The 26898-nt window shown below is 49.6% G+C and carries 23 protein-coding genes; 10 read left to right on the top strand and 13 right to left on the bottom strand.

Annotated elements, in window-relative coordinates; genetic code table 11:
- Positions 1 to 6 precede the first annotated feature (6 nt).
- From tsaA to HR45_RS18100, 3 genes are all read left to right on the top strand, one after another.
- Complete coding sequence (tsaA, locus tag HR45_RS18110) at positions 7 to 795, top strand: tRNA (N6-threonylcarbamoyladenosine(37)-N6)-methyltransferase TrmO (protein ID WP_037445686.1); 789 nt, start codon at positions 7 to 9, stop codon at positions 793 to 795.
- Entirely contained in the window at positions 788 to 1435 is a 648-nt protein-coding gene (locus HR45_RS18105; protein WP_037445685.1) for an acyltransferase, read from the top strand. The genes tsaA and HR45_RS18105 overlap by 8 nt, the downstream gene beginning before the upstream one ends.
- 138 nt (positions 1436 to 1573) lie before the next feature.
- A complete protein-coding gene (locus tag HR45_RS18100; protein ID WP_037445684.1) occupies positions 1574 to 3286 on the top strand; it encodes a proline--tRNA ligase in 1713 nt (570 codons plus the stop codon).
- 129 nt (positions 3287 to 3415) lie between these two features.
- Here the strand turns inward: HR45_RS18100 and grpE are convergent, their stop codons facing one another.
- Positions 3416 to 4054 (bottom strand): nucleotide exchange factor GrpE, encoded by a 639-nt coding sequence (grpE, locus tag HR45_RS18095; protein ID WP_037445683.1) that lies wholly within the window; start codon positions 4052 to 4054, stop codon positions 3416 to 3418.
- 92 nt (positions 4055 to 4146) lie between these two features.
- Between grpE and nadK the strand changes: the two genes are divergently transcribed.
- The 6 genes from nadK to HR45_RS18065 all read left to right on the top strand — a co-directional run bounded on the left by nadK (position 4147) and on the right by HR45_RS18065 (position 13302).
- Positions 4147 to 5025: an NAD(+) kinase gene (gene nadK / locus HR45_RS18090; RefSeq protein WP_037445682.1), complete on the top strand. Its 879-nt coding sequence runs from the start codon at positions 4147 to 4149 to the stop codon at positions 5023 to 5025.
- A gap of 751 nt (positions 5026 to 5776) precedes the next feature.
- Positions 5777 to 7420, top strand: coding sequence for an L-lactate permease (locus HR45_RS18085; RefSeq protein ID WP_052074830.1), 1644 nt, complete (start codon positions 5777 to 5779; stop codon positions 7418 to 7420).
- Between the two features lie 83 nt (positions 7421 to 7503).
- Positions 7504 to 10308: an FAD-binding and (Fe-S)-binding domain-containing protein gene (locus HR45_RS18080; protein WP_037445681.1), complete on the top strand. Its 2805-nt coding sequence runs from the start codon at positions 7504 to 7506 to the stop codon at positions 10306 to 10308.
- Positions 10309 to 10600: 292 nt separating this feature from the next.
- Positions 10601 to 11344: a (Fe-S)-binding protein gene (locus HR45_RS18075; protein WP_037445680.1), complete on the top strand. Its 744-nt coding sequence runs from the start codon at positions 10601 to 10603 to the stop codon at positions 11342 to 11344.
- 10 nt (positions 11345 to 11354) lie between these two features.
- Positions 11355 to 12731: a lactate utilization protein B gene (locus tag HR45_RS18070; RefSeq protein WP_037445679.1), complete on the top strand. Its 1377-nt coding sequence runs from the start codon at positions 11355 to 11357 to the stop codon at positions 12729 to 12731.
- A gap of 1 nt (position 12732) precedes the next feature.
- Complete coding sequence (locus tag HR45_RS18065) at positions 12733 to 13302, top strand: LutC/YkgG family protein (protein ID WP_037445678.1); 570 nt, start codon at positions 12733 to 12735, stop codon at positions 13300 to 13302.
- A 66-nt stretch (positions 13303 to 13368) separates the two neighbouring features.
- On the opposite strand, the gene HR45_RS18060 is transcribed toward HR45_RS18065, so the two are convergent.
- The 11 genes from HR45_RS18060 to glyA form a co-directional block, all read right to left on the bottom strand.
- Positions 13369 to 14184 (bottom strand): slipin family protein, encoded by an 816-nt coding sequence (locus HR45_RS18060; RefSeq protein WP_052074829.1) that lies wholly within the window; start codon positions 14182 to 14184, stop codon positions 13369 to 13371.
- Positions 14181 to 15518: an NfeD family protein gene (locus HR45_RS18055; RefSeq protein WP_037445677.1), complete on the bottom strand. Its 1338-nt coding sequence runs from the start codon at positions 15516 to 15518 to the stop codon at positions 14181 to 14183. The genes HR45_RS18060 and HR45_RS18055 overlap by 4 nt, the downstream gene beginning before the upstream one ends.
- Before the next feature lie 110 nt (positions 15519 to 15628).
- On the bottom strand, positions 15629 to 16123 hold the full coding sequence (locus tag HR45_RS18050) for a phosphatidylglycerophosphatase A family protein (protein WP_037445676.1): 495 nt from the start codon (positions 16121 to 16123) through the stop codon (positions 15629 to 15631).
- Positions 16124 to 17080 carry a thiamine-phosphate kinase gene (gene thiL / locus HR45_RS18045; RefSeq protein ID WP_037445675.1) on the bottom strand — a complete coding sequence of 319 codons (957 nt, stop codon included), beginning with the start codon at positions 17078 to 17080 and terminating at the stop codon, positions 16124 to 16126.
- 68 nt (positions 17081 to 17148) lie between these two features.
- Complete coding sequence (gene nusB / locus HR45_RS18040; protein WP_037445674.1) at positions 17149 to 17556, bottom strand: transcription antitermination factor NusB; 408 nt, start codon at positions 17554 to 17556, stop codon at positions 17149 to 17151.
- 12 nt (positions 17557 to 17568) lie between these two features.
- Positions 17569 to 18045: a 6,7-dimethyl-8-ribityllumazine synthase gene (gene ribH / locus HR45_RS18035; protein ID WP_037445673.1), complete on the bottom strand. Its 477-nt coding sequence runs from the start codon at positions 18043 to 18045 to the stop codon at positions 17569 to 17571.
- Positions 18046 to 18162: 117 nt separating this feature from the next.
- On the bottom strand, positions 18163 to 19269 hold the full coding sequence (ribBA, locus tag HR45_RS18030; RefSeq protein ID WP_037445672.1) for a bifunctional 3,4-dihydroxy-2-butanone-4-phosphate synthase/GTP cyclohydrolase II: 1107 nt from the start codon (positions 19267 to 19269) through the stop codon (positions 18163 to 18165).
- 94 nt (positions 19270 to 19363) lie between these two features.
- Positions 19364 to 20020, bottom strand: coding sequence for a riboflavin synthase (locus HR45_RS18025; protein WP_037445671.1), 657 nt, complete (start codon positions 20018 to 20020; stop codon positions 19364 to 19366).
- 3 nt (positions 20021 to 20023) lie between these two features.
- Positions 20024 to 21148, bottom strand: coding sequence for a bifunctional diaminohydroxyphosphoribosylaminopyrimidine deaminase/5-amino-6-(5-phosphoribosylamino)uracil reductase RibD (ribD, locus tag HR45_RS18020; protein WP_037445670.1), 1125 nt, complete (start codon positions 21146 to 21148; stop codon positions 20024 to 20026).
- A 1-nt stretch (position 21149) separates the two neighbouring features.
- Positions 21150 to 21602, bottom strand: a complete 453-nt coding sequence (gene nrdR, locus HR45_RS18015; RefSeq protein ID WP_037445669.1) for a transcriptional regulator NrdR — start codon at positions 21600 to 21602, stop codon at positions 21150 to 21152.
- Between the two features lie 110 nt (positions 21603 to 21712).
- Positions 21713 to 22966, bottom strand: a complete 1254-nt coding sequence (gene glyA, locus HR45_RS18010; protein WP_037445668.1) for a serine hydroxymethyltransferase — start codon at positions 22964 to 22966, stop codon at positions 21713 to 21715.
- 220 nt (positions 22967 to 23186) lie between these two features.
- On the opposite strand from glyA, the gene HR45_RS18005 reads away from it, so the two are divergent.
- Positions 23187 to 24230 (top strand): alpha/beta hydrolase, encoded by a 1044-nt coding sequence (locus HR45_RS18005; RefSeq protein WP_037445667.1) that lies wholly within the window; start codon positions 23187 to 23189, stop codon positions 24228 to 24230.
- 84 nt (positions 24231 to 24314) lie between these two features.
- Here the strand turns inward: HR45_RS18005 and HR45_RS18000 are convergent, their stop codons facing one another.
- Complete coding sequence (locus tag HR45_RS18000; RefSeq protein WP_037445666.1) at positions 24315 to 26771, bottom strand: PepSY domain-containing protein; 2457 nt, start codon at positions 26769 to 26771, stop codon at positions 24315 to 24317.
- Between the last annotated feature and the right edge of the window lie 127 nt (positions 26772 to 26898).

Raw genomic sequence — 26898 nt, 5'->3', positions numbered from 1 at the left:
ACCTGATTGACCTCGGAACATTTCGAAAACCATATCGAAGCGGTCGCCTTTTGCCGCACGCCTTATAAACAGAAATTTGGTATTCCAAGACAACCCGGCTTAGTGGATTTTATTCGTGGCTATGTCGAATTAGTGCCACCGTACAACCATATTGATGCGGTGCGCGGTTTAGAGCAATACAGTCACGTGTGGCTGCTGTTTTCCTTCCATGAAAACCTCGCCCAAGGCTGGAAAACCACGGTACGACCACCACGTTTAGGCGGTAATGAAAAGCTCGGTGTGTTTGCCACTCGCTCCACGTTTCGCCCCAACGGCATAGGCCAATCGGTGGTAAAATTGCATGGCATTCGGCAGCACAAAGGCAAAGTGCAGTTAGAGATTTCTGGGATGGATCTGCTCGACGGTACGCCGATTGTCGACATCAAACCCTATATTCCGTTTTCCGATGCCATCACCGACGCCCACGCGGGTATCGCCCAAGCGCCGCCAGTAGAAGTGCCGGTGAGCTTCAATGCGTTGGCGCAGCAAAAGCTCACTAAGCTAGCGGCGCTGTACCCACATCTGGCGGAGCTTATCAGTGCCGTGCTGGCGCAAGATCCGCGCCCAGCCTACAAAAAGGCCAAGGACGATCCGAAGCGCTATCAAGTGGCGCTGTATGATTTAGATATCTTTTGGTATGCCCGCGAGAATGGCATTGAAGTGGTCGACGTTGTCGATGCGCCTAAGCTGAGAAAAACGACTGACACCGCAACTCAAACACCAGTAACACCAACACAAGAGCCAAGTGATGAATGAGTTCAGCCCAACGCCGGACGATTACATCGCGCAGCACAAAAAGCGCCTGAGTTGGATGCCGTGGTTGTGGTATCGCTTGAAGCCCAAACATCTGCTTTGGGCTGAGCCGTGGCAGCAGCAAATCCAAGCAGAGTTACAAGCGTTGGAAACAATCACTATCGGTAACAACTGCTTTATCGCGCCGGAAGCCAAATTGTTTGGCGAACCTAATCGCGGCATCAGTATTGGTGACCAATGCATGATTGCTGCGGATTGCTTTTTGCACGGGCCCATCACTATCGGCAATGAAGTCAGCATCAATCATGGCTGCTCGCTCGATGGCGGCGGCAAAGGCTTAATCATTGGCGACCAAACCCGTATCGCCAATAATGTCACCATCTACGCCTTTAACCACGGTATGGCGCCGGATATGCCGATATACCAACAAAGCAGCCAAGCTAAAGGCGTGACTATCGGCCGCGATGTGTGGATTGGTGCGCAGGTGGGCATTGTTGATGGCGTCAACATTGGCGATCACGCGGTGATTGGCATGGGTGCCGTGGTCACCAAAGATGTGCCAGCCTACGCAATTGTTGCCGGTAACCCAGCCAAAATAATTGGCGATCGCCGCGATAAACCTGCCACCAAAGCTGAGCGCTGAAATTTCAGCGCCAGTTTGCCTACCTATTTACGCAATAAAACGCGAAAAATAGTCTGACTTTCCCGCCTTCGCTGGGGTGACAACCACAAAGCAGGTGATAAAATGTCGCCCATCAAAATCATATGGGACTTTAGGTAAATGCGAATTAGCCAATACCTGCTATCAACACAGAAAGAAACCCCTGCCAACGCAGAAGTTATCAGTCATCAACTTATGCTGCGCGCTGGTATGATCCGTCGTAACGCTGCTGGTTTATACAGCTGGTTGCCGAGCGGCTTGCGTGTACTGCGTAAAGTCGAAGCCATCGTTCGCGAAGAGATGGAAAAAGCCGGTGCCGTTGAAATTCTGATGCCGATGGTACAACCGGGTGACTTGTGGGTTGAATCAGGCCGTTGGGATAAGTTTGGTCCTGAGCTGCTGCGTTTTGTTGATCGTAACAACCGCGACTTCGTTCTCGGCCCAACGCACGAAGAAGTAATCACTGACCTAGTACGTAAAGAGATCAGCTCATACAAGCAGTTACCACTGACCCTGTATCAAATCCAAACCAAATTCCGTGATGAAGTACGCCCACGTTTCGGCGTAATGCGTGCACGTGAATTCCTGATGAAAGATGGCTACTCGTTCCATCTGGATCAGCAAACCATGGATGATACCTATCAAGCCATGTTCCAAGCTTACTCCAACATTTTGGCGCGCTTAGGCTTGGAGTTCCGCCCAGTATTGGCCGATACCGGTTCAATCGGCGGTAGCATGTCTCACGAATTCCACGTACTGGCACAAAGCGGTGAAGACCTGCTGGCTTACTCAACTGGCAGCGATTACGCCGCTAACATCGAGAAAGCAGAAGCACCACTACCAACCACAGAACGTGCAGCAGCAACGCAAGAGTTGAGCTTAGTTGACACTCCAAACGCCAAAACCATCGAAGAGCTGGTAGAACAATTTGGCTTAGCGATTGAGAAAACCGTTAAGACCTTAATCGTTCGTGGTGACACCGAAGAAGCACCATTGGTGGCGCTGATGGTGCGGGGCGATCACGAACTGAATGAAACCAAAGCCGATAAAATCCCAGGTGTATTGTCACCACTGGAATTTGCCACTGAAGAAGAAATTCGTGCCGCCATCGGTGCCGGTCCTGGTTCATTAGGCCCTATCGGTTTGAACATGCAAGTGTATGTCGACCATGCAGTAGCCGTGATGAGCGACTTCGGTGCTGGTGCTAACCAAGACGGCAAACACCACTTCGGTATCAACTGGGAGCGCGATGTTGCCCTGCCACAAGCATTTGATATCCGTAACGTGATTGAAGGTGAAGCAACACCAGACGGCAAAGGCACTTATGCGTTTGCACGTGGTATTGAAGTGGGCCATATCTTCCAATTGGGCACACGCTACTCAGAAGCAATGAACGCCACGGTATTGGATGAAAACGGCAAAGCACAAACCCTGCTGATGGGTTGTTACGGTGTGGGGGTAAGCCGTATCGTGGCCGCTGCCATTGAACAAAACCACGATGATCGTGGCATCATCTGGCCAGATGCGATTGCACCGTTCAAAGTGGGCATTCTGCCAATGAACATGCACAAATCACATCGCGTGACCGATATTGCAGAGAAGCTGTATCAAGACTTGAACGATGCTGGCATCGAAGTGATGTTCGACGATCGTAAAGAGCGCCCAGGTGTGATGTTCGCCGATATGGAACTGGTGGGTATTCCACACACTATCGTGATTGGTGATCGCAACATCGACAGCGGTGTATTTGAATACAAAAACCGTCGTACCGGTGAGAAACAAGATGTGCCAATGGACCAAATCGTAGAGTTTATCAAAAACGCTGTATGCTAATTCGCTGACGAATTAAGCTATCTTGCTAAAACGCTCCGCTTGCCGGAGCGTTTCTATTTGCGCAACGTCACAAATTCAGCATAAAAAAATGCAGCCAATTGGCTGCATTTTTCATTCGATAACGCGCTGTTAGGCTTGAGTATCGACGCTGGCGCCACCGCCTTGCGATACCATGACCATTGCAGGACGCAGTAAACGATCGTTCAACAGATAACCTTTTTGCATCACTAACATCACAGTGTTAGCAGGATAATCTGCACTTGGTTGCATACCGATCGCTTGGTGTTGCTCTGGGTTAAAGGCTTCACCTACTGGGTCGACCGCTTTAACGCCAAACTTCTCTACTGCACTGATAAAGGTTTTGAGCGTCAGCTCCACACCTTCCAGAACTGGCTTAATCGCTTCATCGGCGTTCTCAGCGCCAACCAGCGCCCGCTCCATGTTGTCGATAACTGGCAGCAGCTCGTTTACAAACTTTTCCAAGGCAAACTTATGTGCCTTTTCAACATCCAATGCTGCACGACGACGTACGTTTTCTGATTCCGCAGCCGCACGCAAAACAGAATCTTTCTGCTCTACAACCTTAGCCTCGGCTTCAGCCAATGCCTGTTCCAGCTCTTCAACGCGGAAGTTGGCTTGGGTCAGCTCGTCAATCACGTCAGCGACGTTTTCAGCGGTAGTTTCTGTGGCATCAGTTTCATTTTCCTGAACAGTTTCTACCACTTCTTCAACCTGCTCCTGCCCTGCTTTTGATGACTCGTTGCTCATTGTTACTCCAGCTAAAAATGCTTTGTTTCTGCATACTCTGCGCATATTATGGGGATCAATTTCGCTGTTTCAACCCTGAGCTGGTTAATTTTATGACCTCAGAATTCCGTACCATAGGTCTGATTGGTAAACCCCACCATAAAGGCACCAACCAAACCCTTAACCGTTTGCTGCATTGGCTGCGGGAGAAAGGTTACGAAGTCTTAGTGGAAGAGCGCGTCGCTTCTGAGTTGGGTTCCAATGTTGAAGCGGTTGATCTGCTTGAAATTGGCGAACGCTGCCAATTGGCGATTGTAGTTGGTGGTGATGGTAATATGCTGGGGGCAGCTAGGGTATTAGCACGCTTTGGCATTGCGGTAATTGGCGTTAACCGAGGTAATTTAGGCTTCCTTACCGATCTGGCACCCGATGCATTTGAAGAGCCTTTGGCTGATGTGCTTGCCGGTAACTATGAAACTGAGCACCGTTTTTTAGTGGAGGCCAGTGTCTATCGTCACGGCGAACTCAAAGCCTGCAATACCGCCGTTAACGAAGCGGTACTCCACCCGGGTAAAATTGCCCATATGATTGAATTTGAAGTCTATATTGACGACAGATTTATGTATAGCCAACGCGCCGACGGCATGATTGTCTCAACGCCTACGGGTTCAACCGCATATTCTTTATCCGCTGGCGGTTCAATTTTGACCCCCAATCTGGAAGCCTTAATTTTAGTACCTATGTTCCCGCATACCCTGTCATGCAGCCCAATTGTGGTCGACGCTAACAGCATTATTAAACTCGTGGTCTCACCGCATAATGGCGAGCCGTTAGAAGTGGGCTGTGATGGCCATGTCACTTTAGCTGCGCTGCCCGGCGATGAAATTATCATTCGCCGCAGTAACGAAGATCTGAAACTCATCCATCCCAAAGGCCACAACTATTTCCATGTGCTGCGTAATAAGCTGGGCTGGGGAAGTAAACTGTTCTGAACGACGTTAAATGCGTCAATAAACGGCGGTATTAAACATTTTGCTGATACTGAATAATCGTCCTTATTTTGTCGATAATTCCGCCGTTTTATTCCTTCGTACCTTCGTAATAATTAGCCAATAAATTATCTCATTCGCCACTGCTGAAATACACGCCACATATAATCCCGATTTATCCATTGCTGCCAGTGAAATATCAGGGTCAAGTTTCGACACTTTCTTACATTTTGTAACTTTATAAAAACGTTGTTTACAATATTGAGCGTCTTTTTTAGGCTTGTTGAGGCGTTTTTTTATGCGCTCAAATGCTTGTTTTTCTTCAATTATATTACTTATTAAGTTTTTACAAATTTAACAATTCAAAATTGAGGGTGATCTACATCACATTAGACTTTATTAATAGATGGCAAACTTTACATCACGAATGAAAAAACGAGATCAGTTTATTACCAAAACTCGCTGAATAATGCGGCTAAATAGATTTACAGCATGATTAATTAACTTTTGATTCTACAACAGAATTATAAGCCAATATTTTTTGCGACTAATGTCACATTCACCATTCTTCAGTTTTCGCTTAAGTTCTCATTGGTAGAAACTGCCTCATTTCCCCCCTAGCAAGATGATCCAGATCATGTTGATGTGGCTTAAATTGATAAAGATTATGCTGAATTAAAAAATGACCGGCAGTTGTACGTGGGGAAGCCGGGCAGATAACACAACAAAAGCAACATGAAGAAAAGAGGCAAAAATGACCTTTCTGCAACTACTCGCTAGTCTAAGTCCGGTGATCAGCGTCATGCTGTTCCTGGTGTTATTGCGCTTACCAGCATCTAAAGCAATGCCTATTTCGGCAGTCATTACGGCATTAGCTGCGGTATTTATCTGGCACATGGACACTAACATGCTCGCCGCATCTGTCGTTGAAGGTTTACTGTCAGCAATTACACCGCTGACGATTATCTTCGGCGCAGTATTCCTGCTAAATACACTGAAATACTCTGGCGCAATGGACACCATTCGTGCTGGTTTCACTAACATCAGTGCTGATGCTCGCGTGCAAGTGATCATCATCTGCTGGCTGTTCGGTGCCTTCATTGAAGGTTCTGCTGGCTTCGGTACACCCGCTGCGATTGGTGCGCCTTTGCTGGTGCTGCTGGGGATTCCTCCAGTCGCTGCAGCCGTTGTTGCATTGATTGGTGACTCCGTATGCGTATCATTTGGTGCAATTGGCTTACCTGTCACCTTCGGTATGGAACAGGGCCTCATCCAAAACGGTACCAGTATGGCAAGCGGTTATTTTGCAGATCATGGTGGTAACTTTGCCGGCTATGCTCAGTTCATCGCTAACCATATGATCTCTATGGACTTGATCACAGGTACCTTAATTCCATTGGTGATGGTATCTGTATTAACTGGCTTCTTTGGCCGCAATAAGTCCTTCAAAGAAGGTCTGGCGATTTGGAAGTTCGCGCTGTTCGCTGGTTTAGCGTTCACAGTGCCAGCATGGACCATCAACTACTTTGCTGGTCCTGAATTCCCATCGGTTATTGGTGCATTGATCGGTATGGCGATTGTGATTCCAGTTGCGAAAAAGGGCTTTATGTTGCCTAAAGAGCCATGGAATGACTTTGCTGAAAACGATGACAACGAAGATGCGGGTGTACATACCGACGTTCGTTTCTCGCAATTGGCAGCGTGGACACCTTATTTGATCATGGCCGCGCTGTTGGTGTTATCTCGCGTAGTTACACCGTTTAAAGCCTGGTTAACCAGCTTTAATGTCAGTGTAACAGGCATTATGGGTACCAGCTTGAAAGCTAGCTTCGCAACTTTCTACGCACCTGGTATCTTCTTTGTGGTCGTTTGTATCCTTGGTTTCTTCCTGTTCAGAATGAACGGTCAAGCCATTAAAACGTCGGTTGGCGTGTCATGTAAGTCAATGATCCCAACTATTATTTCATTGGGCGCATCTGTGCCAATGGTAAAAATCTTCCTTAACTCAGGGGCTAACAATGCGGATCTGTCTTCTATGCCAGTCGCATTAGCACAAATGTTGGGTTCATCTCTGGGCTCAGTATGGGAATGGGTATCACCTATCGTCGGTATCTTTGGTGCCTTCCTGTCTGGTAGTGCCACCTTCTCGAACATGATGTTCTCTGGGTTACAGTACAGCGTTGCCGAAAATATCGGTGGCAATCACACTATTTTCCTTGCACTTCAGGGCATGGGCGCTAACGCAGGTAATATGTTGTGCGTGATGAACGTTGTGGCAGCAGCGACCGTTGTAGGTATGGCGGGTCGTGAGTCAGAAATCATCCGTAAGACTATGCCGGTAGCAATCTGCTATGCACTGCTGGCTGGTACCATTGCCTTCATCTGGGGCGGGTACTAACAGCTGACTGAATAATAATGCTCGAGCGGAAACCAATGTAGTTTCCGCCAATTCAGTGAGTTCAATGTATAAAGAGATGCATTATGTCTATAAATTATCAAGCCGTAGTACAGGACTTGCGTCATTCTCTGGGGGAAAGCGCAGTTAGTGATGATCCGGTCCGCCGGTTCGCCTGGTCTACTGACGCCAGTTACTTTCGCATAGTGCCTGAAGTTGTCGTGCATGCTGAAAATCTGGAGCAAGTAAAACAAACACTGGCTGTTGCAAGAAAACACAAAGCACCCGTCACCTTCCGCGCAGCAGGCACTAGCTTGTCTGGTCAAGCGATTGGTGAAGGCATTTTGCTAATGCTGGGCTTTGACGGTTTCCGCACTCTGGATATCAATAACGACGCCTCAGCGATTACCCTGGGTGCCGCTATCATCGGTAGCGATGCCAACGCCGCACTCAAGCAATTCAATAAAAAAATCGGTCCAGACCCAGCCACTTTAGCTTCGGCGATGGTGGGGGGGATCTACTCTAATAACGCCTCTGGTATGTGCTGTGGTACTGCACAAAACAGCTACCAAACCGTTAAATCCGTCAAACTGGTATTGGCCGATGGCACTGAGTTAGACACGGGTAATGAAGCGTCAAAAGCTGTTTTCCGTGAAACCCATGCTCATCTGCTTGAGCAGGTTAAGCAACTGGGTGAGATGGCACGCGGCAACGAAGCATTAGCCGCACGCATTCGTAAAAAATACGCCATCAAGAACACCACAGGTTACAGCCTAAATGCGCTGGTCGATTTTGAAGATCCATTCGACATCATCGAGCACATCATGGTGGGTGCTGAAGGTACGCTGGCATTCGTTAACGAAGTTACCTACCACACCGTAATCGAAGCCAAATATAAAGCCTCTGCGATGGCTGTATTCTTCAATATGGAAGATGCCGCCCGCGCTATTCCGCCAATTATTGGTGATAGTGTTGCCGCAGCAGAGCTACTGGACTGGGCCTCAATCAAAGCGGTTACCGGTAAGCCTGGTATGCCTGATTGGCTCAACACCTTGCCAGAAGGCGCTGCGATTCTGTTGATTGAATCTCGGTCTGATGATGAAGCCACACTGGAAGGCTATACCAAAGATGTCATCGAAAAACTGGCATTTTTGGAAACAGAACGCCCGATTACCTTCAGTAAAGATCCTGCGGTTTACGGCAAATACTGGGCGATGCGTTCAGGTCTGTTCCCGATTATTGGTGGTGCACGTCCGAAAGGCACCTCAGTCATCATCGAAGATGTGGCCTTCGAAGTTGAACACTTGGCTAGTGCGGCCCACGATTTAACTGAGCTGTTCCATAAGCACGGTTACCACGAAGGGGTGATTTACGGCCACGCATTGGCAGGTAACTTCCACTTCATTATTACCCCAACCTTTGCGACACAAGACGATATCACCCGTTTCCATAACTTTATGGATGATGTGGCCGATATGGTGATCAATAAGTACGATGGCTCAATGAAAGCTGAGCATGGTACGGGTCGTGCGGTTGCACCGTTTGTGGAAGCAGAATGGGGGACCGATGCCTACACCCTGATGAAGAGCATCAAGCAGATTTTCGATCCAGAAGGTTTGCTCAACCCAGGCGTGATCCTTAACGACGATAAGACCGTTCACATTAAGAACATCAAACCATGCCCAGTGGTCGATGATTTTGTTGACCGTTGTATCGAATGTGGTTTCTGCGAAAAAACCTGTCCAACATCAGCGCTGAACCTGACCCCGCGTCAACGTATCGCCACCCTGCGTGAAATCTCACGTTTGGAAAGCGAAGGCGATAAAGCGGGTGCTGAGAAAATGCGCGCTGCCGCTAAGTACGATGTGGTTGATACTTGTGCCGCTTGTCAGTTGTGTACTATCGCTTGCCCGGTAGATAACAGCATGGGCAACTTGGTGCGCAAACTGCGTACACCATACATCACCAGTACTCAACAAAAAGTGCTCGATTTCCAAGCCAATAACTGGGGCGCGGTGAACACTGCGTTAGCGACCGGATTTAACATCCTCAACGTGCTGCATAAAGTCACTGGCGACAGCATCACTGGCGGGTTGATGAAAGCAGGCCGCATGATCTCCAGCGAAGTGCCTTACTGGAATCCTGATTTTCCAAAAGGCGGCAATCTGCCTAAGCCGTCAGCGCCAGTCGCTGGTCAACCAAGTGTGGTGTACTTTGCCGCTTGTGGTGGCCGTACCTTTGGTAAGACTCCACAAGATCCAGATGATCGGACACTGCCAGATGTTACCGTGACCTTGCTGGAACGCGCGGGCTTTAATGTCATCACCCCACCTAAGACTCGCAGCCTGTGTTGCGGTCAGATGTGGGAATCAAAGGGTGACTTTAAAAACGCCGACGGTAAACGTGACGAACTGGTTGAAGTGCTGCGTGACATCTCTAACAACGGCGAACTGCCGATTGTGATTGATGCGCTGTCTTGTACTTATCGCACTCTCACCGCGAATCCAGAGTTCAAAATCCTGGATCTGGTCGATTTCATTCATGATGAAGTGATGCCAAAACTCACTATCAAAAAGAAATCTACCGTAGCACTGCATTTAGGTTGTTCTGCTCGCAAGATGCATATTGAACCGAAGATGGAAGCCATTGCGGCCGCGTGTTCGAGCAATATTGTACGTCCTGAAGGCATTACCTGTTGCGGTTACGCCGGTGAAAAAGGCTTGTATAAGCCTGAGATCAACGAATCAGCACTGCGTAATATCAAAAAGCTGTTACCAGCTGCAGCCAAAGAAGGCTATTACGCTAACCGTATGTGTGAAGTTGGCTTAAGCCATCATAGCGGCATCTCCTATCGCCATTTGGCGTATCTGTTGGAAGAATGCAGCCGCTAAACAGCAACTAAAAGAGGAGCTTATGCTCCTCTTTTCATTTATGCAAAACAACGATAATAAAAGAAATAAAATTACAAAAATAATTCATTAATTTCAGCAGCTTAATATCTTCTCAAAAATGCAAAAATACACTTAATCATTTACTGATTAAGCGCTTTAGCAAGCTATTTGAAAGGTATATATTCGGTTGCGTAAGACGCCGATAGCGCTTGATAAACGAAGCAGTGCGAACACTGCCACTCGCGCATAGGTCGATGATGTTTGTTGTGTAAAAGCACTTAAGGAATTAACCATGAAAATTGCATTATTTATTCCCTGTCTGGTGAATCAACTAATGCCTCAAGTTGCAATTGCCACTCTGGAGTTGCTGGAAAAACTGGGGCACCAAGTGATCCTACCTAAAGGGCAAACATGTTGCGGTCAGCCAATGACCAACTCAGGTTGCTTCAATGAAGCTCGCAGCACAGTACTAAAACTATTGAATGCCTTCAAAGGCGTCGAATGTGATGCCATTGTCTGCCCCGCAGCGTCCTGCCTTGTGGCAGCCAAAGAAAACTTCCATGAGTTTGATGACTCACCTGAAGCGCAAGCAGTGATTAATAAGCTGTATGAACTGACAGAATTCCTGCACGATATTGCGCCGGTTGAGGCCTTTACTCGTCCATTCCCACATAAAGTCAGTATGCAGATGTCATGTCACGGCCTGCGTATGCTAACCCTCGCCAAAGCCAGCGAACTAATGTCTCCGGGCTACAACAAGTTGGAAGCCTTGCTGAACAAAGTGCCTGCCATTGAAGTGGTATATCCAGAGCCGCACGATGAGTGCTGTGGCTTTGGCGGCACCTTTGCTATGGATGAAGGCGCAGTCTCCGCCAAGATGGGCAAAGACAAAGCCAGTGCGCACGCCAATACTGGCGCCAGCTATGTGGTTGGTTATGATCCTTCTTGCTTGATGCACTTAGACGGCATGATCCGCCGCCTGCAGTTGCCACTTGAAACGCGTCATCTGGCGCAAATTCTTAACGAAGCAATCTGAGGAGCGCATCATGGCAACCACTACCACTGCTAACCATGCAGAAAAAGCTGAGATCTTCTGTCGTGACGAAACTCGTGTCGACTGGCACTCCAAAGCCCTGTGGCTCTTACGTCAAAAGCGCGACCGTGCGGCAAGTTCACTGCCTGAATGGGAACAACTGCGTGAGTTAGGCTCTGAATACAAGCTCCATACTCTGTCTCACTTAGGCGAATATTTAGAACAGTTTGAAGCCAATTGTGTAAAACAAGGCATTCAAGTGCACTGGGCTAAAAACGGTGAAGAACACAACCGTATCGTGCATGAGATTTTGAGTAAGCACCAAGTGAAAAAACTGGTGAAGTCAAAGTCTATGCTGACGGAAGAATGCCACCTCAACCCCTATTTGGAACAACACGGTATCGAAGTGATCGATACCGACTTGGGTGAACGCATTATCCAGTTGAATAAACAGCCACCATCACACATCGTGGTACCTGCTATCCACCTCAAGAAAGAGGAAGTCGGCGAGCTGTTCCATGAAAAAATTGGCACCGAAAAAGGCGCCAGCGACCCAACCTATCTGACCCGTGCTGCTCGCCAACATTTGCGTGAACAGTTCCTCAGCGCCGATGCTGCCATGACAGGTGTGAACATGGCGATTGCTGATCAGGGCGCCATTGTGGTGTGCACCAACGAAGGTAACGCGGATATGGGCGGTAACCTGCCAGGACTGACGCTGCACTCCATGGGTATCGATAAGATGGTGCCGAATATGGAAGCAGCATCAGTACTGCTGCGTACCCTCGCCCGTAATGCGATTGGTCAACCAATTACCACCTACAGCAGCTTCTATCATGGCCCCAAACCGGGCGGTGAGATGCACATTATCATCGTCGATAACGGCCGCACCAAGGCGCTGCAAGATGAGTTGCTAGCAGAATCGCTCAAGTGTATTCGCTGCGGTGGCTGTATTAATACCTGTCCTGTGTATCGTCGCAGTGGCGGTTATAGCTATAACTACTTTATTCCGGGTCCTATCGGTATCGCCGTGGGCGCGCAGCAAGATGACACCAACACCACAGCTTGGGCATGTACGCTGTGTGGTTCATGTACTTATGTGTGTCCAACCAAAGTGCCGCTGGATAAAATTATCTCCTACCAACGCCGCCTCAAAGCTGAGCAAGGTAAACTGCCATACGGTAAAGAACGTTATATGCCGATGGTGGGTAAGATGATGGGCAGCACCACCATGTTTAACTGCGCCATGAGCGTCGCACGCTTTAGTCTGCGCTATCTGCCACACTCAATGCTTAAGCCATTCTCAGGCGCTTGGGGTAAATACCGCGAGCTACCAAAAGCACCCAAAACCAGCTTTGAAACTTGGTACAACCAAAACAGGAGCAAATAGCATGTCCAGCAAATCTGATATTTTGGCTGCGCTTGGCAGCGTTGCCCTTGCAAAACATCCAATGCCACAGGTTGAAATTGCGCCTCGCCTAGATGACCTTATTGGCCAGTTTGAAGCGAGCCTCAAAGCGGTGGGCGGCACCTTAGTAAAAGAAGATGCCATGAGCGCGCTGCAGGCCAAAGTGGCCGAATTGGTCGGCGAAGGCCAGCAAGTGATCTCGCAAGTCGCTGATGTTACGGGTAACCGTGAAACACCAGAAGATCCACACGCGCTGCGCGATATCAACTATGCGGTGATTGATGGCGAATTTGCGGTGGCTGAAAACGGTGCAGTGTGGGTAACAGAGCAAGGTGCAGGCATCCGTATTGCGCCGTTCATCTGTGAAAACCTGCTGTTAGTGGTTAGAGCCGATAGCATTGTGGCCAATATGCATCAAGCGTTAAAGCAAGTCGACCTACAAAGTACTGGCTATGGCGTGTTTATCTCTGGTCCATCCAAGACCGCGGATATTGAGCAAGCCTTGGTGATTGGTGCCCACGGTGCCTGCACACTGACAGTGTATCTGGTGTAAAAAGTCACCTCGACATGAAACCTAAAAAAGCCGCCTTATGCGGCTTTTTTTATTTGGTTATTTTGGTTATTTGGGCTCGTCATCATCAGTCATCTTTTCTGCCATCGTCTGTAAATTTTGCCAGTGCTTACTGAGTCCGGTCAGTAATTCCATTGGCAAAGGAAATACGATGGTTTTGGTATTTTCGCCAGCCACTTCTGTTAGGGTCTGCATATAGCGAAGCAGTAACGCGTTAGGCTGTTCAGATAGCGTATGCGCCGCTTCAACCAGCTTCTGCGAGGCTTCCTTTTCGCCCAAGGCATGAATCACCTTCGCCCGCCGTTCCCGCTCAGCCTCGGCCTGACGCGCTATTGCACGCACCATAGTTTCATTCAGATCCACGTGTTTAATTTCGACATTAGCCACCTTAATCCCCCAAATGTCGGTATGGGCATCAAGAATTTTCTGAATATCACTATTGAGCATATCGCGATTTGCCAACATCTCATCAAGCTCATGCTGCCCGAGCACCGACCTCAGCGTAGTCTGCGCTAGCTGACTGGTGGCATTCAAGAAATCCTCGACATTGATAATCGCCTTTTGCGGATCTACCACTCTGAAGTAGAGCACCGCGTTAACGCGCACCGACACATTATCGCGACTAATCACATCCTGCGACGGCACATCCATTACCACGGTACGTAAATCGACTCTCACTATCTGTTGCACTACCGGGATCACGATAATCAGTCCCGGGCCTTTGACCTTATAGAAGCGCCCTAATAGGAAGATCACCCCACGTTCATATTCCCGCAGAATGCGAAACATCGACAATATCAACGCCAATAGCAACAACAGCATGGCAGCAAGTGAAATATTCATGCTGGAAATTAATTCATTCATAACGGCCTCCTATCAGGCGCTCCCTCAGGCGACAGATGTAAAATCAACCCAGTAATACTCTCGACTTTTGCTTGCTGTCCTGGCGCTAACGTCGCCTCACATTCTGCTTGCCAATGTTCTCCCATAAATAACACTGTGCCCGTCCCTGGAAAGCCGGATACCACCTGAGCGTAGCTGCCAATCATGCTATCTAGGCCGCTTACCGTTGCCATCCGCCGCGCGCGCAGCACAAATGCCACTAACACTAAGCACACCATCACACTGACAAACGTAATGGCGACAATCACTGGCCAAGCTATACGATAGGCATCCAGCTCACTGTCGATAAGGAAGATGGATCCAAGCACAAACGAAGCCACGCCACCAAAGCCTAAGATGCCAAAACTAGGGACTAATGCTTCAGCAACGAGCAATCCCACCCCCAATAGTAATAGCCCAACACCGGTATAGTTGATGGGCAATAATTGGAAGGAATACAACGCCAGCAATAAACAGATAGCGCCTAGCACACCTGGAATGCCCATCCCCGGATTGTAGAACTCCAAGATCAGTCCATAGATACCGAGTAACATCAAAATGTAGGCGACATTGGGATTGGTAATCGTGTTGATAAAGCGGGTACGCCAGTCAGGACCTTGATCAACCAGCGCTGCAGATGCGGTATTCAGTGTTATCGCGCCGCTGGCCGTATCAAGGGTGCGTCCATTTAACTGGGTTAACAAGGCAGCTGGAGACGTCGCAATATAGTCGATCACTTGCAGCTGCAGTGCCTCTGTAGCGGTCAGGGTTGCCGCCTCTTTCACGGCTTGCTCAGCCCATTCCGCGTTCCGGCCCCTTAACTGTGCCAAGCTGCGTATGTAGGCAACAGCATCATTCAACATCTTTTTCTCGGCACTCGATGGCGTACTCTTTTGTTCGTCTTCACTCGAACCACCCAGTTGGATCGGCGTTGCTGCCCCGAGATTCGTCGCCGGGGCCATAGCCGCAATATGGCAGGCATACAACATATAAGTACCAGCACTGGCTGCTCTGGCACCGGACGGATAGACCAAACATGCAACAGGGATTGGCGACGCTAAAATTGCTTGATTGATCTCACGCAAACTAGCAACTAATCCGCCAGGGGTATCAAGCGTAATCAACACTAGTTGCGGTGGATTGGGAGATGTTGCAGCACGCTGCAAAGCACGCCCTAAATAATCGCTGACACCTGGCCCAATAGCGCCTTCAACTTGGAGTAACACCACTTGTGAGGCAGGCGCAGCAGTAGCGTGTGTCACCAATAGTGGCGACCATAATAGTGGCAAAAGTAACAACACACGTAACAAGGCCATAGCTGGTTCTCCACGAGCTATAACCTAAGCATAGTTGTTATCGTTGTAGAAGCGAGAACCGCAGCAGAAAGCCAGTAAGGGAAGCACACAGGCATTCCCTTAAAACTGACTCAGATGACGAAGAGGATCAGCAGTTGCATCGCAACAAAAGAGAAAATACCGGCCAGAATATCATCGGCCATCACCCCTAAGCCGCCATCAACATTGCGATCAAGCCAACGGATAGGCCAAGGTTTAACAATATCAAAGAAGCGAAACAGCACAAAGCCAGCAAGCAACCATTGCCATGTCATTGGGGCAGCGAACATAGTGATCATATAACCGGCGACTTCATCCCACACGATCGCCTTGTGATCGTGCACGCCTAAATCACGCGAGGTTTTACTGCAAATATAGATGCCCAGCACACAAGCAAGAAAGGTCACAACTACATAACCTGCTTGCGGCAATAACGACATTAGCAGCACCACAGGTACGGCAGCGAGAGTGCCGAAAGTTCCGGGCGCCACTTTAGCTAAGCCACTGCCGAAGCCCAGTGCCAAAAAATGGATTGGATTACGTAAACTTAATGGCGCCAGCGCCGGACTTTTCGCAAAAAACTTCATTTAAAAATGTTGAAACCCTGATGTTGTCGGTGTGTACTCAGCACCAGCTAACTGCAATTTCAGCTTCTGGTTCGCCTGAATTTGACCAATTTGAGTAAACTTCACCCCGGCGTGACTTAACGCCACATCCAATGCCCCACGCTGTGCTTCAGGTACGGTGAACAATAACTCGTAATCCTCACCGCCACATAAGGCGTAGTTAAGCGCTGCTTCACTATCCACACTGTCACGCAACGCCTGCGATAACGGCAGTTTTTCCAGATCAATCACAGCCCCAACATCAGATGCCTTAAGCACATGCTTGATATCTGATTGCAGTCCGTCAGACAGGTCGATTGCGCTGGAAGCCACACTGCGTAGCGATTGCCCCGCCAATACCCTTGGGGTTGGATGATAGTGACGGCCAATCAAATATTCTCGATGTTCCGCACGTGCCAGATGTTTGCCTTGCAGAATATCCAAGCCTAAGGCCGAGTCACCTAACGTACCGGTGACGTAGATCCAGTCACCGGGACGTGCCCCACCACGGGTAAGCGCTTTGCCTTCAGGAATTTGACCATTGACGGTAATCGTTATCGAACGCGGACCGCGGGTCGTGTCGCCACCTACCAGAGAAATCATATAGTAATCAGCGGCTTCAAACAGGCCATTACTGAATTGCTCCAGCCAAGTGTCATCGGCTTCTGGCAGGGTTAACGCCAGCGTCATCCACGCCGGCTCTGCGCCCATGGCGGCCAAATCAGACAGATTGACCGCTAAAGCTTTATAACCGAGCGCTTGGGCTGGCATAGATGGCAGAAAGTGCACGTTTTCCACCAACGTGTCACAGGAGATCGCAATAGACTTATGCTCTGCAGGTTGCACTAAAGCACAGTCATCACCAATGCCCAGCTTCACATCCTTGCGTAACTGCCCTCGTCCATTGAAGAAGTGGTCTATCAGTTGGAATTCTTTCATGCTAATCCTGACCGCATGCACGGTCTGCTGCAATGAAAAACGGTATCCGCAGATACCGTTTTGTTGACTTATTTCTGCTTGATAAGTTTGTCGAGTATACCATTAACAAACTTATGGCTGTCATCGGCGCCAAACGCCTTTGCCAGCTCGATAGCTTCGTTGACGACCACTTTGTAAGGTGTGTCCTTACGGTAGGTCAGTTCAAACGCAGCTAAACGTAAAATCGCCTTTTCAATCGGATCAACATCCTCAAACGGACGCTGCGCCAGAAATGGAATCACCAGTTGGTCAAGCTCAGCATGTTTAGTTGCTGCACCAACAAAGATTTCACGGAAATAGGGAATATCAACACCGTCGACAGTTTGCTCTGTCAGAAACTCGTGCTCAACGTCAGCAATATTGTTCCCGCTCAATTGCCAAGAATAGATGGCTTGTACCGCTAAGCGGCGGGCTCTGCGGCGTTCAGATGGCTTCATGAAATACCTGTCTTACAGTTGTTCTTCGAGTGCTTTCAGCACGTTTACCATTTCCAGCAAACCAAGGGCAGCTTCGCCACCTTTGTTGCCGACTTTGACACCTGCGCGGTCGATGGCTTGTTCGATGGTATCTGTGGTCAATACACCGAAAGATACTGGCGTATCGAATTCCAATGCCACTTGCGCCAGACCTTTGTTGCATTCACCCGCAACAAAGTCAAAATGCGGTGTACCGCCACGGATCACAGCGCCCAGCGCGATGATGCCGTCAAATTTACCGCTTGCCGCCACGCGACGTGCAGTCAATGGCAGCTCATATGCACCAGGCACACGCACTACCGTGATATTGTCTTCGCTTACCTGACCGAAACGCTTCAGGGTGTCTAAAGCACCTTCCAGCAGACTGTCAACGATAAAGCTGTTGAAACGGGAAACGACGATGGCCACTTTGGCGTTTTTCGCTTCGATATTACCTTGAACAACGTTCATCTTATTACCCAATTAAGCTAAAGCACCCGGCCCGGGCGCAAAATTGGCGCTATGATAGCACGCAAACTGCGCCTAAGCCCCCTAAATGATCGACGAAATCGCCAATTAATTTTGTATTTACTCGTCGGCAATGTATTCGCTGACTTCCAAACCAAAGCCACCGAGAGAGTGATAACGCTTAGGCGAACTTAATAAGCGCATGCGCTTAACACCCAGTGACGCCAGAATCTGCGAACCAACCCCTACACGTTGTGAGGTTTTTACTTTCTTCGCTACTGGTACTAATTCGCCGTTGTCTTCCGCTTCAAAGGCCTTCACTTTGGCGATGATATCGTCATTTGGCTCTTGGTTACCGAGCAGTAACATCACGCCACCTTCACTGCCAATTCTTTCCATGGCTTTATCCAGCGGCCAACTGCGTACTTCATCACGTTCAGAGAACAGCAAGTCATTGAAGGTATTCTTCAAATGTACGCGCACCAGCACATTGTCAGCCACCTCACCACGCACCATAGCGTAGTGCAGTTGGTTATCGACAGTATCGCGGAAGGTGTGCAGTTCAAACTCACCAAAGCGCGTTGGCAACTTACATTTGCCTTCCAGCACCACGGTGGTTTCGTTGTTATTACGGTATTCAATCAGATCGGCAATAGTACCGATTTTGATACCGTGTTCTGCTGCGAACACTTCCAGTTCAGGACGGCGCGCCATGGTGCCATCTTCATTCAAAATTTCCACAATCACTGATGCAGGTTCTAAACCAGCCAGACGCGCCAAATCACAACCTGCTTCGGTGTGGCCAGCACGCACCAGTACGCCGCCCGGCTGCGCTTCCAATGGGAAGATATGACCCGGTTGCACAATATCCGTAGGCTTAGCGTCTTTGGCTACTGCGGCTTCTACGGTACGTGAACGGTCTGCGGCACTAATGCCGGTCGTCACGCCTTCAGCCGCTTCAATCGATACGGTGAAGTTAGTAGCGAACGGTGAACCGTTATCGCGCACCATCAGCGGCAAGTTCAACTGACGGCAACGCTCTTTGGTAAGCGTTAGACAGATCAAGCCACGGCCATAACGGGCCATAAAGTTAATCGCTTCCGGAGTGATCTTGTCAGCAGCGATAATGATATCGCCTTCATTCTCGCGGTCTTCGTCATCCATCAGAATGACCATTTTGCCCTGACGGATATCTTCTACAATCTCTTCAATGCTATGAATCGCCATAATACGACCTTGGTTTTCCACTCATTTGAGTAGTCAGAATGTTAACGGTTTCTCAATTAGCGATCAGCGCGGATGCAACAAAGCATGAGTCTGATCAACGGATAAATCCAGATTTTGCGAGCAGCTCCATAGTGACACCGCCAGAACTCGGTGCTGCCGTTGGCGCTTGCATCAATCGCTCTAGATAACGGGCGATTTGATCCACTTCCAAGTTAACGCAATCCCCCGCATTGAGCAGCGGCAATGTAGTTTCGCCAGAGGTGTGTGGCACTATGGTCAAGCGAAAACGATGCCCTTGCACTTCGTTCACCGTTAAGCTTACGCCATCAATCGCGATTGAGCCTTTATGGGCAATATAGCGCGACAGCTCAGCTGGCGCTTCCAACCAATATTCAGTGGCTTTACCACGCGGATGCACTTCCACCACGCGCGCTTGCCCATCAATGTGACCACTGACTAAGTGACCGCCTAAACGGGTGGACGGCGTCACCGCTTTTTCAAGATTGACCGCGCGTCCCACTTGGTAAGTGTCAAAGCCGGTTAGCGTGACGGTTTCGGCTGATACATCAGCGGTGTAGCTGTCAACGCTTTGGGCAACCACAGTCAAACACACGCCGTTGGTGGCGATACTGTCACCGAGTTTTACGTCGGTCATATCCAGCTTACCTACCGCCACAGTGAGGCGAATATCATCACCACGGCGCTCAATCGCACGAATGTGGCCTACAGATTCAATAATGCCGGTAAACATGAGTTACTCACCTATTTTAAAAATCATGCGTGTATCCGCGCCGAGTTGGCGGCGGTCGCTGAGGGTTAACTGCGGAATGTCGCTCATGTGCTGATAATCCGGCAGATTGAGCAGATTGCGGCCGTGAGCACCAAGAATTTTCGGCGCTTGATACAGCACCAATTCATCGGCCAAGCCCGCTTCAATAAAGGCGCCACATAACGTTGCGCCCGCCTCCACCAGCACTTGGTTGTGCTGTGTGCCAAGGTGATTAATGAACGCAGCTAAATCTACGCGACCATTGACGGCGGGCAACTGCAAACAGGCCACATGAGCCGGTAGCTTGGCTTTAACATCGTCAGCATATGCTTGGCAACTGACCAGCAGCACTGGCGATTCGATGCTGAGCAATTTGGCGTCCAGCGGCATGCGGCAGTTGGAGTCCACCACTACCCGCAGCGGTTGAATGAGCGCGTCTTCGGTTAAAGTTTCAGCTAAACCACCGAGCTCGCTGTGGCGCACGTTCATCGATGGATCGTCCGCCAGCACTGAGCCGATGCCGGTGATTACTGCGCAGCTCAATGCCCGCAGGCGCTGCACATCACGCCGTGCTGCGGGGCCGGTAATCCACTTGGATTCGCCGTTAGCGAGTGCGGTTTTGCCATCAAGGCTTGCTGCTAATTTCACTCGCACATAAGGACGTTGCCGCTCCATGCGGGTTAAAAAGCCAGGATTCAGCGCGCGCGCTTCGGCTTCCAGTAACCCACTGGCGACGTCAATGCCAGCGTCTTTGAGCATATTCAAACCACGGCCAGCCACTTGCGGATTGGGATCGGTCATCGCCGCCACTACCCGTTTTAAGCCGTTATCAATCAGCGCCTTGGCGCACGGCGGGGTGCGGCCATAGTGGCTGCAAGGTTCAAGGGTAACGTAGGCGGTAGCACCGCGAGCTTTGTCACCCGCCATGCGCAGCGCATGCACTTCGGCATGTGGGCCACCGGCGCGTTGATGCCAGCCTTCGCCAACAATCTCGCCGGCGTCATTGACGATAACGCAGCCGACATTGGGATTAGGCCGCGTGGTGTAACGGCCGTTGGCCGCTAATTGAATTGCGCGCGCCATCATGGCGCGATCAAGCGTTGACCACATATTATTTCTTCTGCAATTTGGCGATCGCTTCACCAAATTCTGAGACATCCTCAAAGGCACGATATACCGAGGCAAATCGAATATAGGCCACTTTGTCGAGTTCGATCAGCTGCTCCATCATCAGGTTGCCGATCATCTCAGAGGTCACTTCGCGCTCGCCAGTGGCGCGCAGTGCCGATTTAATCTTGTTGATGGCGTCTTCGATACTGTCGATAGACACCGGGCGTTTTTCTGCCGCCCGTAAAATACCGCCGCGCAGTTTTTCTTCATCAAACGGCTGACGCGAGCCATCGCGTTTAATCACCCGTGGCATGACCAACTCTGCACCTTCAAAGGTGGTAAAGCGCTCATGGCATTGCGTACATTCACGACGGCGGCGTACTTGATGGCCTTCGGCGACCAGACGCGAGTCGATCACTTTAGTATCTGTCGCACTGCAAAATGGACAATGCATGGAAACTCTCCTGCGAGATAAAAGAATGGCATTCGTTTGCAGTCCTGTACAAACGAAAATGGCCGCTAACTATAGCGGCCATGGGAGTTTATCGCATTCACCTATAAAGGTTAACCATAAACAGGGAAGCGAGCGCACAGTTCCAGCACTTTGGCTTTCACGTCGGCGATAACCGCTTCATCTTGGGCATTATCCAGTACGTCACAGATCCAGTGAGTCAACTGCTCGCTTTCTGCTTCTTTGAAGCCACGACGAGTAATTGAAGGGGTACCAATACGGATACCTGAGGTCACAAATGGTGAACGAGGGTCGTTAGGTACTGAGTTTTTGTTAACGGTGATGTTGGCAGCACCGAGTGCGGCATCGGCTTCTTTACCAGTCAGTTCACGACCGATTAAGTCCACCAGCATCAGGTGGTTTTCAGTGCCGCCAGACACGATTTTGTAACCGCGTTCCAAGAACACTTTTACCATCGCTTTGGCGTTCACAACTACTTGTTGTTGGTATGCTTTGAATTCTGGTTCCAGCGCTTCTTTGAAGGCTACCGCTTTACCCGCGATAACATGCATCAATGGGCCGCCTTGGCCACCTGGGAATACTGCTGAGTTCAGTTTCTTGTACAGATCTTCATCGTCAGCGGCTGAGATGATCAAACCGCCACGTGGACCTGCCAGAGTTTTGTGAGTAGTGGTGGTTACTACGTGTGCGTGTGGTACTGGGTTAGGATAAACGCCCGCAGCTACTAAGCCCGCAACGTGTGCCATATCTACGAACAGATATGCGCCGATTTTGTCTGCGATTTCGCGCAGTTTAGCCCAGTCAACAATGCCTGAGTAAGCAGAGAAACCACCGATGATCATCTTAGGCTTGTGTTCCAGCGCCAGAGATTCCAGCTCGACGTAGTCGATTTTGCCTTCGTCATCCACACCGTAAGGAATGATGTTGTACAGTTTGCCAGAGAAGTTGACTGGTGAACCGTGGGTCAAGTGACCACCGTGAGCGAGGTTCATGCCCAGTACAGTATCACCAGCTTGCAGCAATGCCATGTACACCGCGCTGTTTGCTTGTGAACCTGAGTGCGGTTGCACGTTCGCATAAGTCGCGCCGAACAGCTCTTTGGCACGTTCGATAGCCAAGGTTTCAACCACGTCTACGTATTCACAACCACCGTAGTAACGTTTGCCTGGGTATCCTTCAGCGTACTTGTTGGTTAATTGTGAACCCTGCGCTTCCATGACGCGTGGGCTAGTGTAGTTTTCAGAAGCAATCAGCTCGATATGTTCTTCCTGACGGCGAGTTTCATCATCAATCGCCTTTTTCAACGCAGGATCATAATCAGCAATGTTCATACTTTTCTTCAGCATCGGATACTCCAGCTGGACAATATCTAGTTAGGTAGGGTTGCGCGTATTCTACTCTGCTCTGCGTCACAATCCCAGCCTCGAACATGATGAAAATCCTTCCACTAGCAAATGATACTGTTTCAGGTTGCGAACAAACTGGCGAGCTTTTATACACTTGCGCTTGACTACTTAGCGCTGGCAACATGTCTACTATTCGCGGTCAGCTTTAGGACGCTGTATTTTGTTGAAACGCCGTAGCGCCTTTATCTCCATCCTTGCCATGTGCACGCTCAGCCTTAGCGGCTGCGCCAACTATGTTGCCGAGCAAATCGCCCATCCCAATCGCGCCAACAGTAATGTAACGGCCACCGAAGCCGTTATGCCCAAGCTACTGTTGGCTAAACATAACGACTGCAGCTCGCCCTGCGTTCATTACGTGGCCGGAAAACCGTGGTCGCTAGCCGAAGACGAACTGACCTTTAACTTAGCGTTTAACATCAATGGTAAAGAGACCAAAGCCATTATCGTTAAGCAAAACAGCGAGATGCAAGGAACGGTTATCTTGCTGCATGGCTATTCCGCCAATTGGCAGTGGATGATGCCATGGGGACTTTATTTTCAAAGCCGGGGTTTTAATACGCTAATACCCGACATGCCCGGACAGGGCACAACCACTATTGCGGACTTCAGCTATGGCGTGCGAGATACGCAATACCTCAAACCTTGGTTGGAAAAACTCAACCCGCCGAAGCCCTGGATTGTGGTTGGGCATTCGATGGGCGGAATTGCTGCCAGTTATTTTGCTGCCGCTATTGATGCCAAAGCCTTGGCGCTGATAGCGCCTAGCAGCCCCTTGCCGGAAGCAAGCAAAAGCGCTGCCTATGCCTTTCACCCATTTTTGAGTCAGCTAATCCCCGACAGCAGTATCGATGCCGGCAGTGATCAAGCATTAAAGATTTTGCGCTTAGGCAAAGCCGATACCGATATCCGTAACATATTGCAAAACTGGCAACGCCCAACCATTTTATTTACGGCCAGCAACGATGGGGTGATCGGTAATGACTGGCCCGCAAAACTAACGGGACTGAAGTTTGAACAGCACCAAATTGTGGGTAATCACGCCTCAATATTGCAACCTATGGCAGAGTCGCAGCAGTTAATGGATGACTGGTTAGTTCGCTTATTGCAGGTACCACAGCCAACGCCTTTTATTGCCGATAGGCAAAGCACTGCAACCCAAGCTGAATCTCCCGAGCAGGTGTTGCAGCCGCATCCGTTACCCTAACAACCATCCTCCGATGTCTTGCGGCCAACACTCGCCCACAAAAAAGCCAGCAGATTAGCTGGCTTTTTATGAAGGTGATGATGGTTAGTACAAATCGCGATGATAGCGTCCTTGTTGTACCAAAGCATTGAGCTGAGTTTCACCCAACACTTCGACTAACGCTTGATGAACACCAACGCCAATGCCATCAATACTGCCACAAACAAAAATGTGCGCACCTTGTGCAAGGTATTCGCTCAACAAGCGGCTCTGCGGCGCTAACAATTGCTGCACATATTGGCCGCGCGCGACATTATCTCGACTGCGACTCCAAGCACAATCGAGTTTAGATAACACGCCATTGGCAAGGTATTGCGCCAGTTCATCACCGTAATACGCATCGCTGTCGGCATACCGTTCACCGAACAGCAACCAAGTACGACTGCTTCGTTGAGACTGTTGTAGCTGTTCAAGGAAACCAAGATATGGCGCTAGCCCAGTACCAGCCCCGATCATGATCAGTGGCACATCTTGCTCCGGCAAACGAAATGCCTGATGGGGTTTGAGGCGCACGCTAAGACTATCGCCCACTTGAGCGTTTGCGAGTAAGCCAGATGCCCGTCCAAAACAGCCGTTATCCAATACCACCTTGCGCACCATTAAACGCACTAATTTAGCACTAGGCGCGCTGGCAATTGAGTAGCTACGCACCGCTAAGTCAGGCGTCTGCTGCAAATATTGCGCTATAGACGTCGCTTTGCCACCCAACTCTTTGGTCAGCGCTTGTACTTGCCACAAGGGCAACTCACCATCGGCAACAGCCACGGCTTCATCGCCGGTGAACCCCAGTTGCTGCAGATGCTGACGGCTGCTTGTTTCATTGAGTGTTGGCATCAATTCCAACAAGTCGCCAGCTTGCCATTCGTCTGCAAGTTTCAGTTGCACATCATAAACTTCTCGGCCGCTGTCTGGATTTAAGCAACGCTGCTCAACCACAGTCGCCTCGACAAAACCGCTATCCAATTTGTCCAAACTTAACTGCAAACGCTGCGCTAACGACTGATTCCATTGACTGATGGTTTGCTCCGCACCTCGGTCGACCTCTGTGATAGGAATCAGTGGTACAGCACCCAACTCTTGTAAACGTGTCGACAGCCAATGCCCAAAGGCACAGAATTGCTTATACTGGCTATCTCCAAATGCTAACACCGCAACTTGAACGTTATGCAGCGCGGTATTGGCCTGTGCCAGTCGCTGCTGAAACGCCAGTGCAGTATCAGGTGGTTGCCCTTCACCATAAGTGGAAGCCAACAAAAGCACTTGGCGGTATTCCATTAGCTCTTCAGGTTGCAATTTACTGACACAACGGAGGTGAGTTGTCAGTTGCTGTTGCTCAAACCAGCTTTGTAACCGCTTACCATACGCCGCAGCGGTACCACTTTGGCTGGCGTAGGCAATCAAGGTATCCGCCTTACCGCTGACCGACTCTTTTGGTCTTGCGCGACGATTAAAGAACAACCAAACGCCCGTTATCGCGAACGAGCCAAACGCCAATCCTGCCAGCGACCAAATAATCCGTCCCGGTAAACCGAAAAATAACCCAGTATGGAAAGCGTAAATATTGGCCAGAATAAAATCACCGCCGGATAAGTCGGCATAGCGTTGCTGCGACAGGATTTTCCCAGTGGCTAAATCGAGACTTAAAGCGGAATAGGCGTGATGATGCGGAGCATCCGCGTCAAGGTAACGCACGTTGAGCGCATCGCCGGGCTTACGCGGCATATATAAGCGAGCAAAATGGCCATTAGGAATCGTGCTTTGCAATGTGTGCCATACCGCATCGAGATCAACCTCAGCGCTGCTGCTTTTTAACATTTGCTTAGGTTTAGGCGTTTCTAACGCGCTCCGCACGCCGTCGCGATACCAATCAAACGCAAACCAAGGGCCGGTTATCGCCATAATAAAGATTGGGATAAAAAACCAAGTGCCGAGCAACGCGTGCCATTGCCACAACAGATGACGACCACTACTGCCCTTTTTCCATACCAGCCAATCTTTCACGTTACGCCAGTTATCAGGCGCACGGCGAATAATACCGGCAATCAAAAAGATAATTGCCATAATCGCCGCAGTCCCAGTAAACAGACTGCCAATAGAGTTAGGCATCAGTAGCCAGCGATGCAAGGCCATCACATCACCGAAAAACTCACTAATCGCTGGACGATTCCCCAAAACGTCGCCAGTGTATGGATTAAAGATCCGCCATTCGCGCTGCTTGCTTTGCTCATCACGATAAAGCGCCCGGCCGGGCTCATCAGCATCGGTTTCGAGATAAATACGTTCTAACTGCTTACCTGGCAGCTGTAACGCGGGTAAGAGCTTCGCCGTCGACAGAATTTGCGTTTGTGGAGCAACCTTCTCTGTCGGCCACGCGGCCGTTATCTGATCTTCCAATGCCAGTAATCCACCGGTAGCACCGACGATTAACAGCACCGCAGCGCTGGCAAGTCCTAGCCATTGGTGGAGGCGAAAGCTAATGCGTTGAACCCATTTTTTAGACATAAATCTTTATGAGAATCGTTTTCAGTTGCAACAATATATAAATAATTGTCGCAATGAGCTAGTGGTTAGCGCGGCAAATTTACCGAACTTTGCGTTTTTTGTGCAGTTCACCCATTTCTAGCGGGCA

Source organism: Shewanella mangrovi (genome assembly GCF_000753795.1).
Classification (GTDB): domain Bacteria; phylum Pseudomonadota; class Gammaproteobacteria; order Enterobacterales; family Shewanellaceae; genus Shewanella; species Shewanella mangrovi.
Note: the sequence above shows the minus strand (reverse complement) of the source record. Positions and strands in the feature narration are given on the sequence as shown.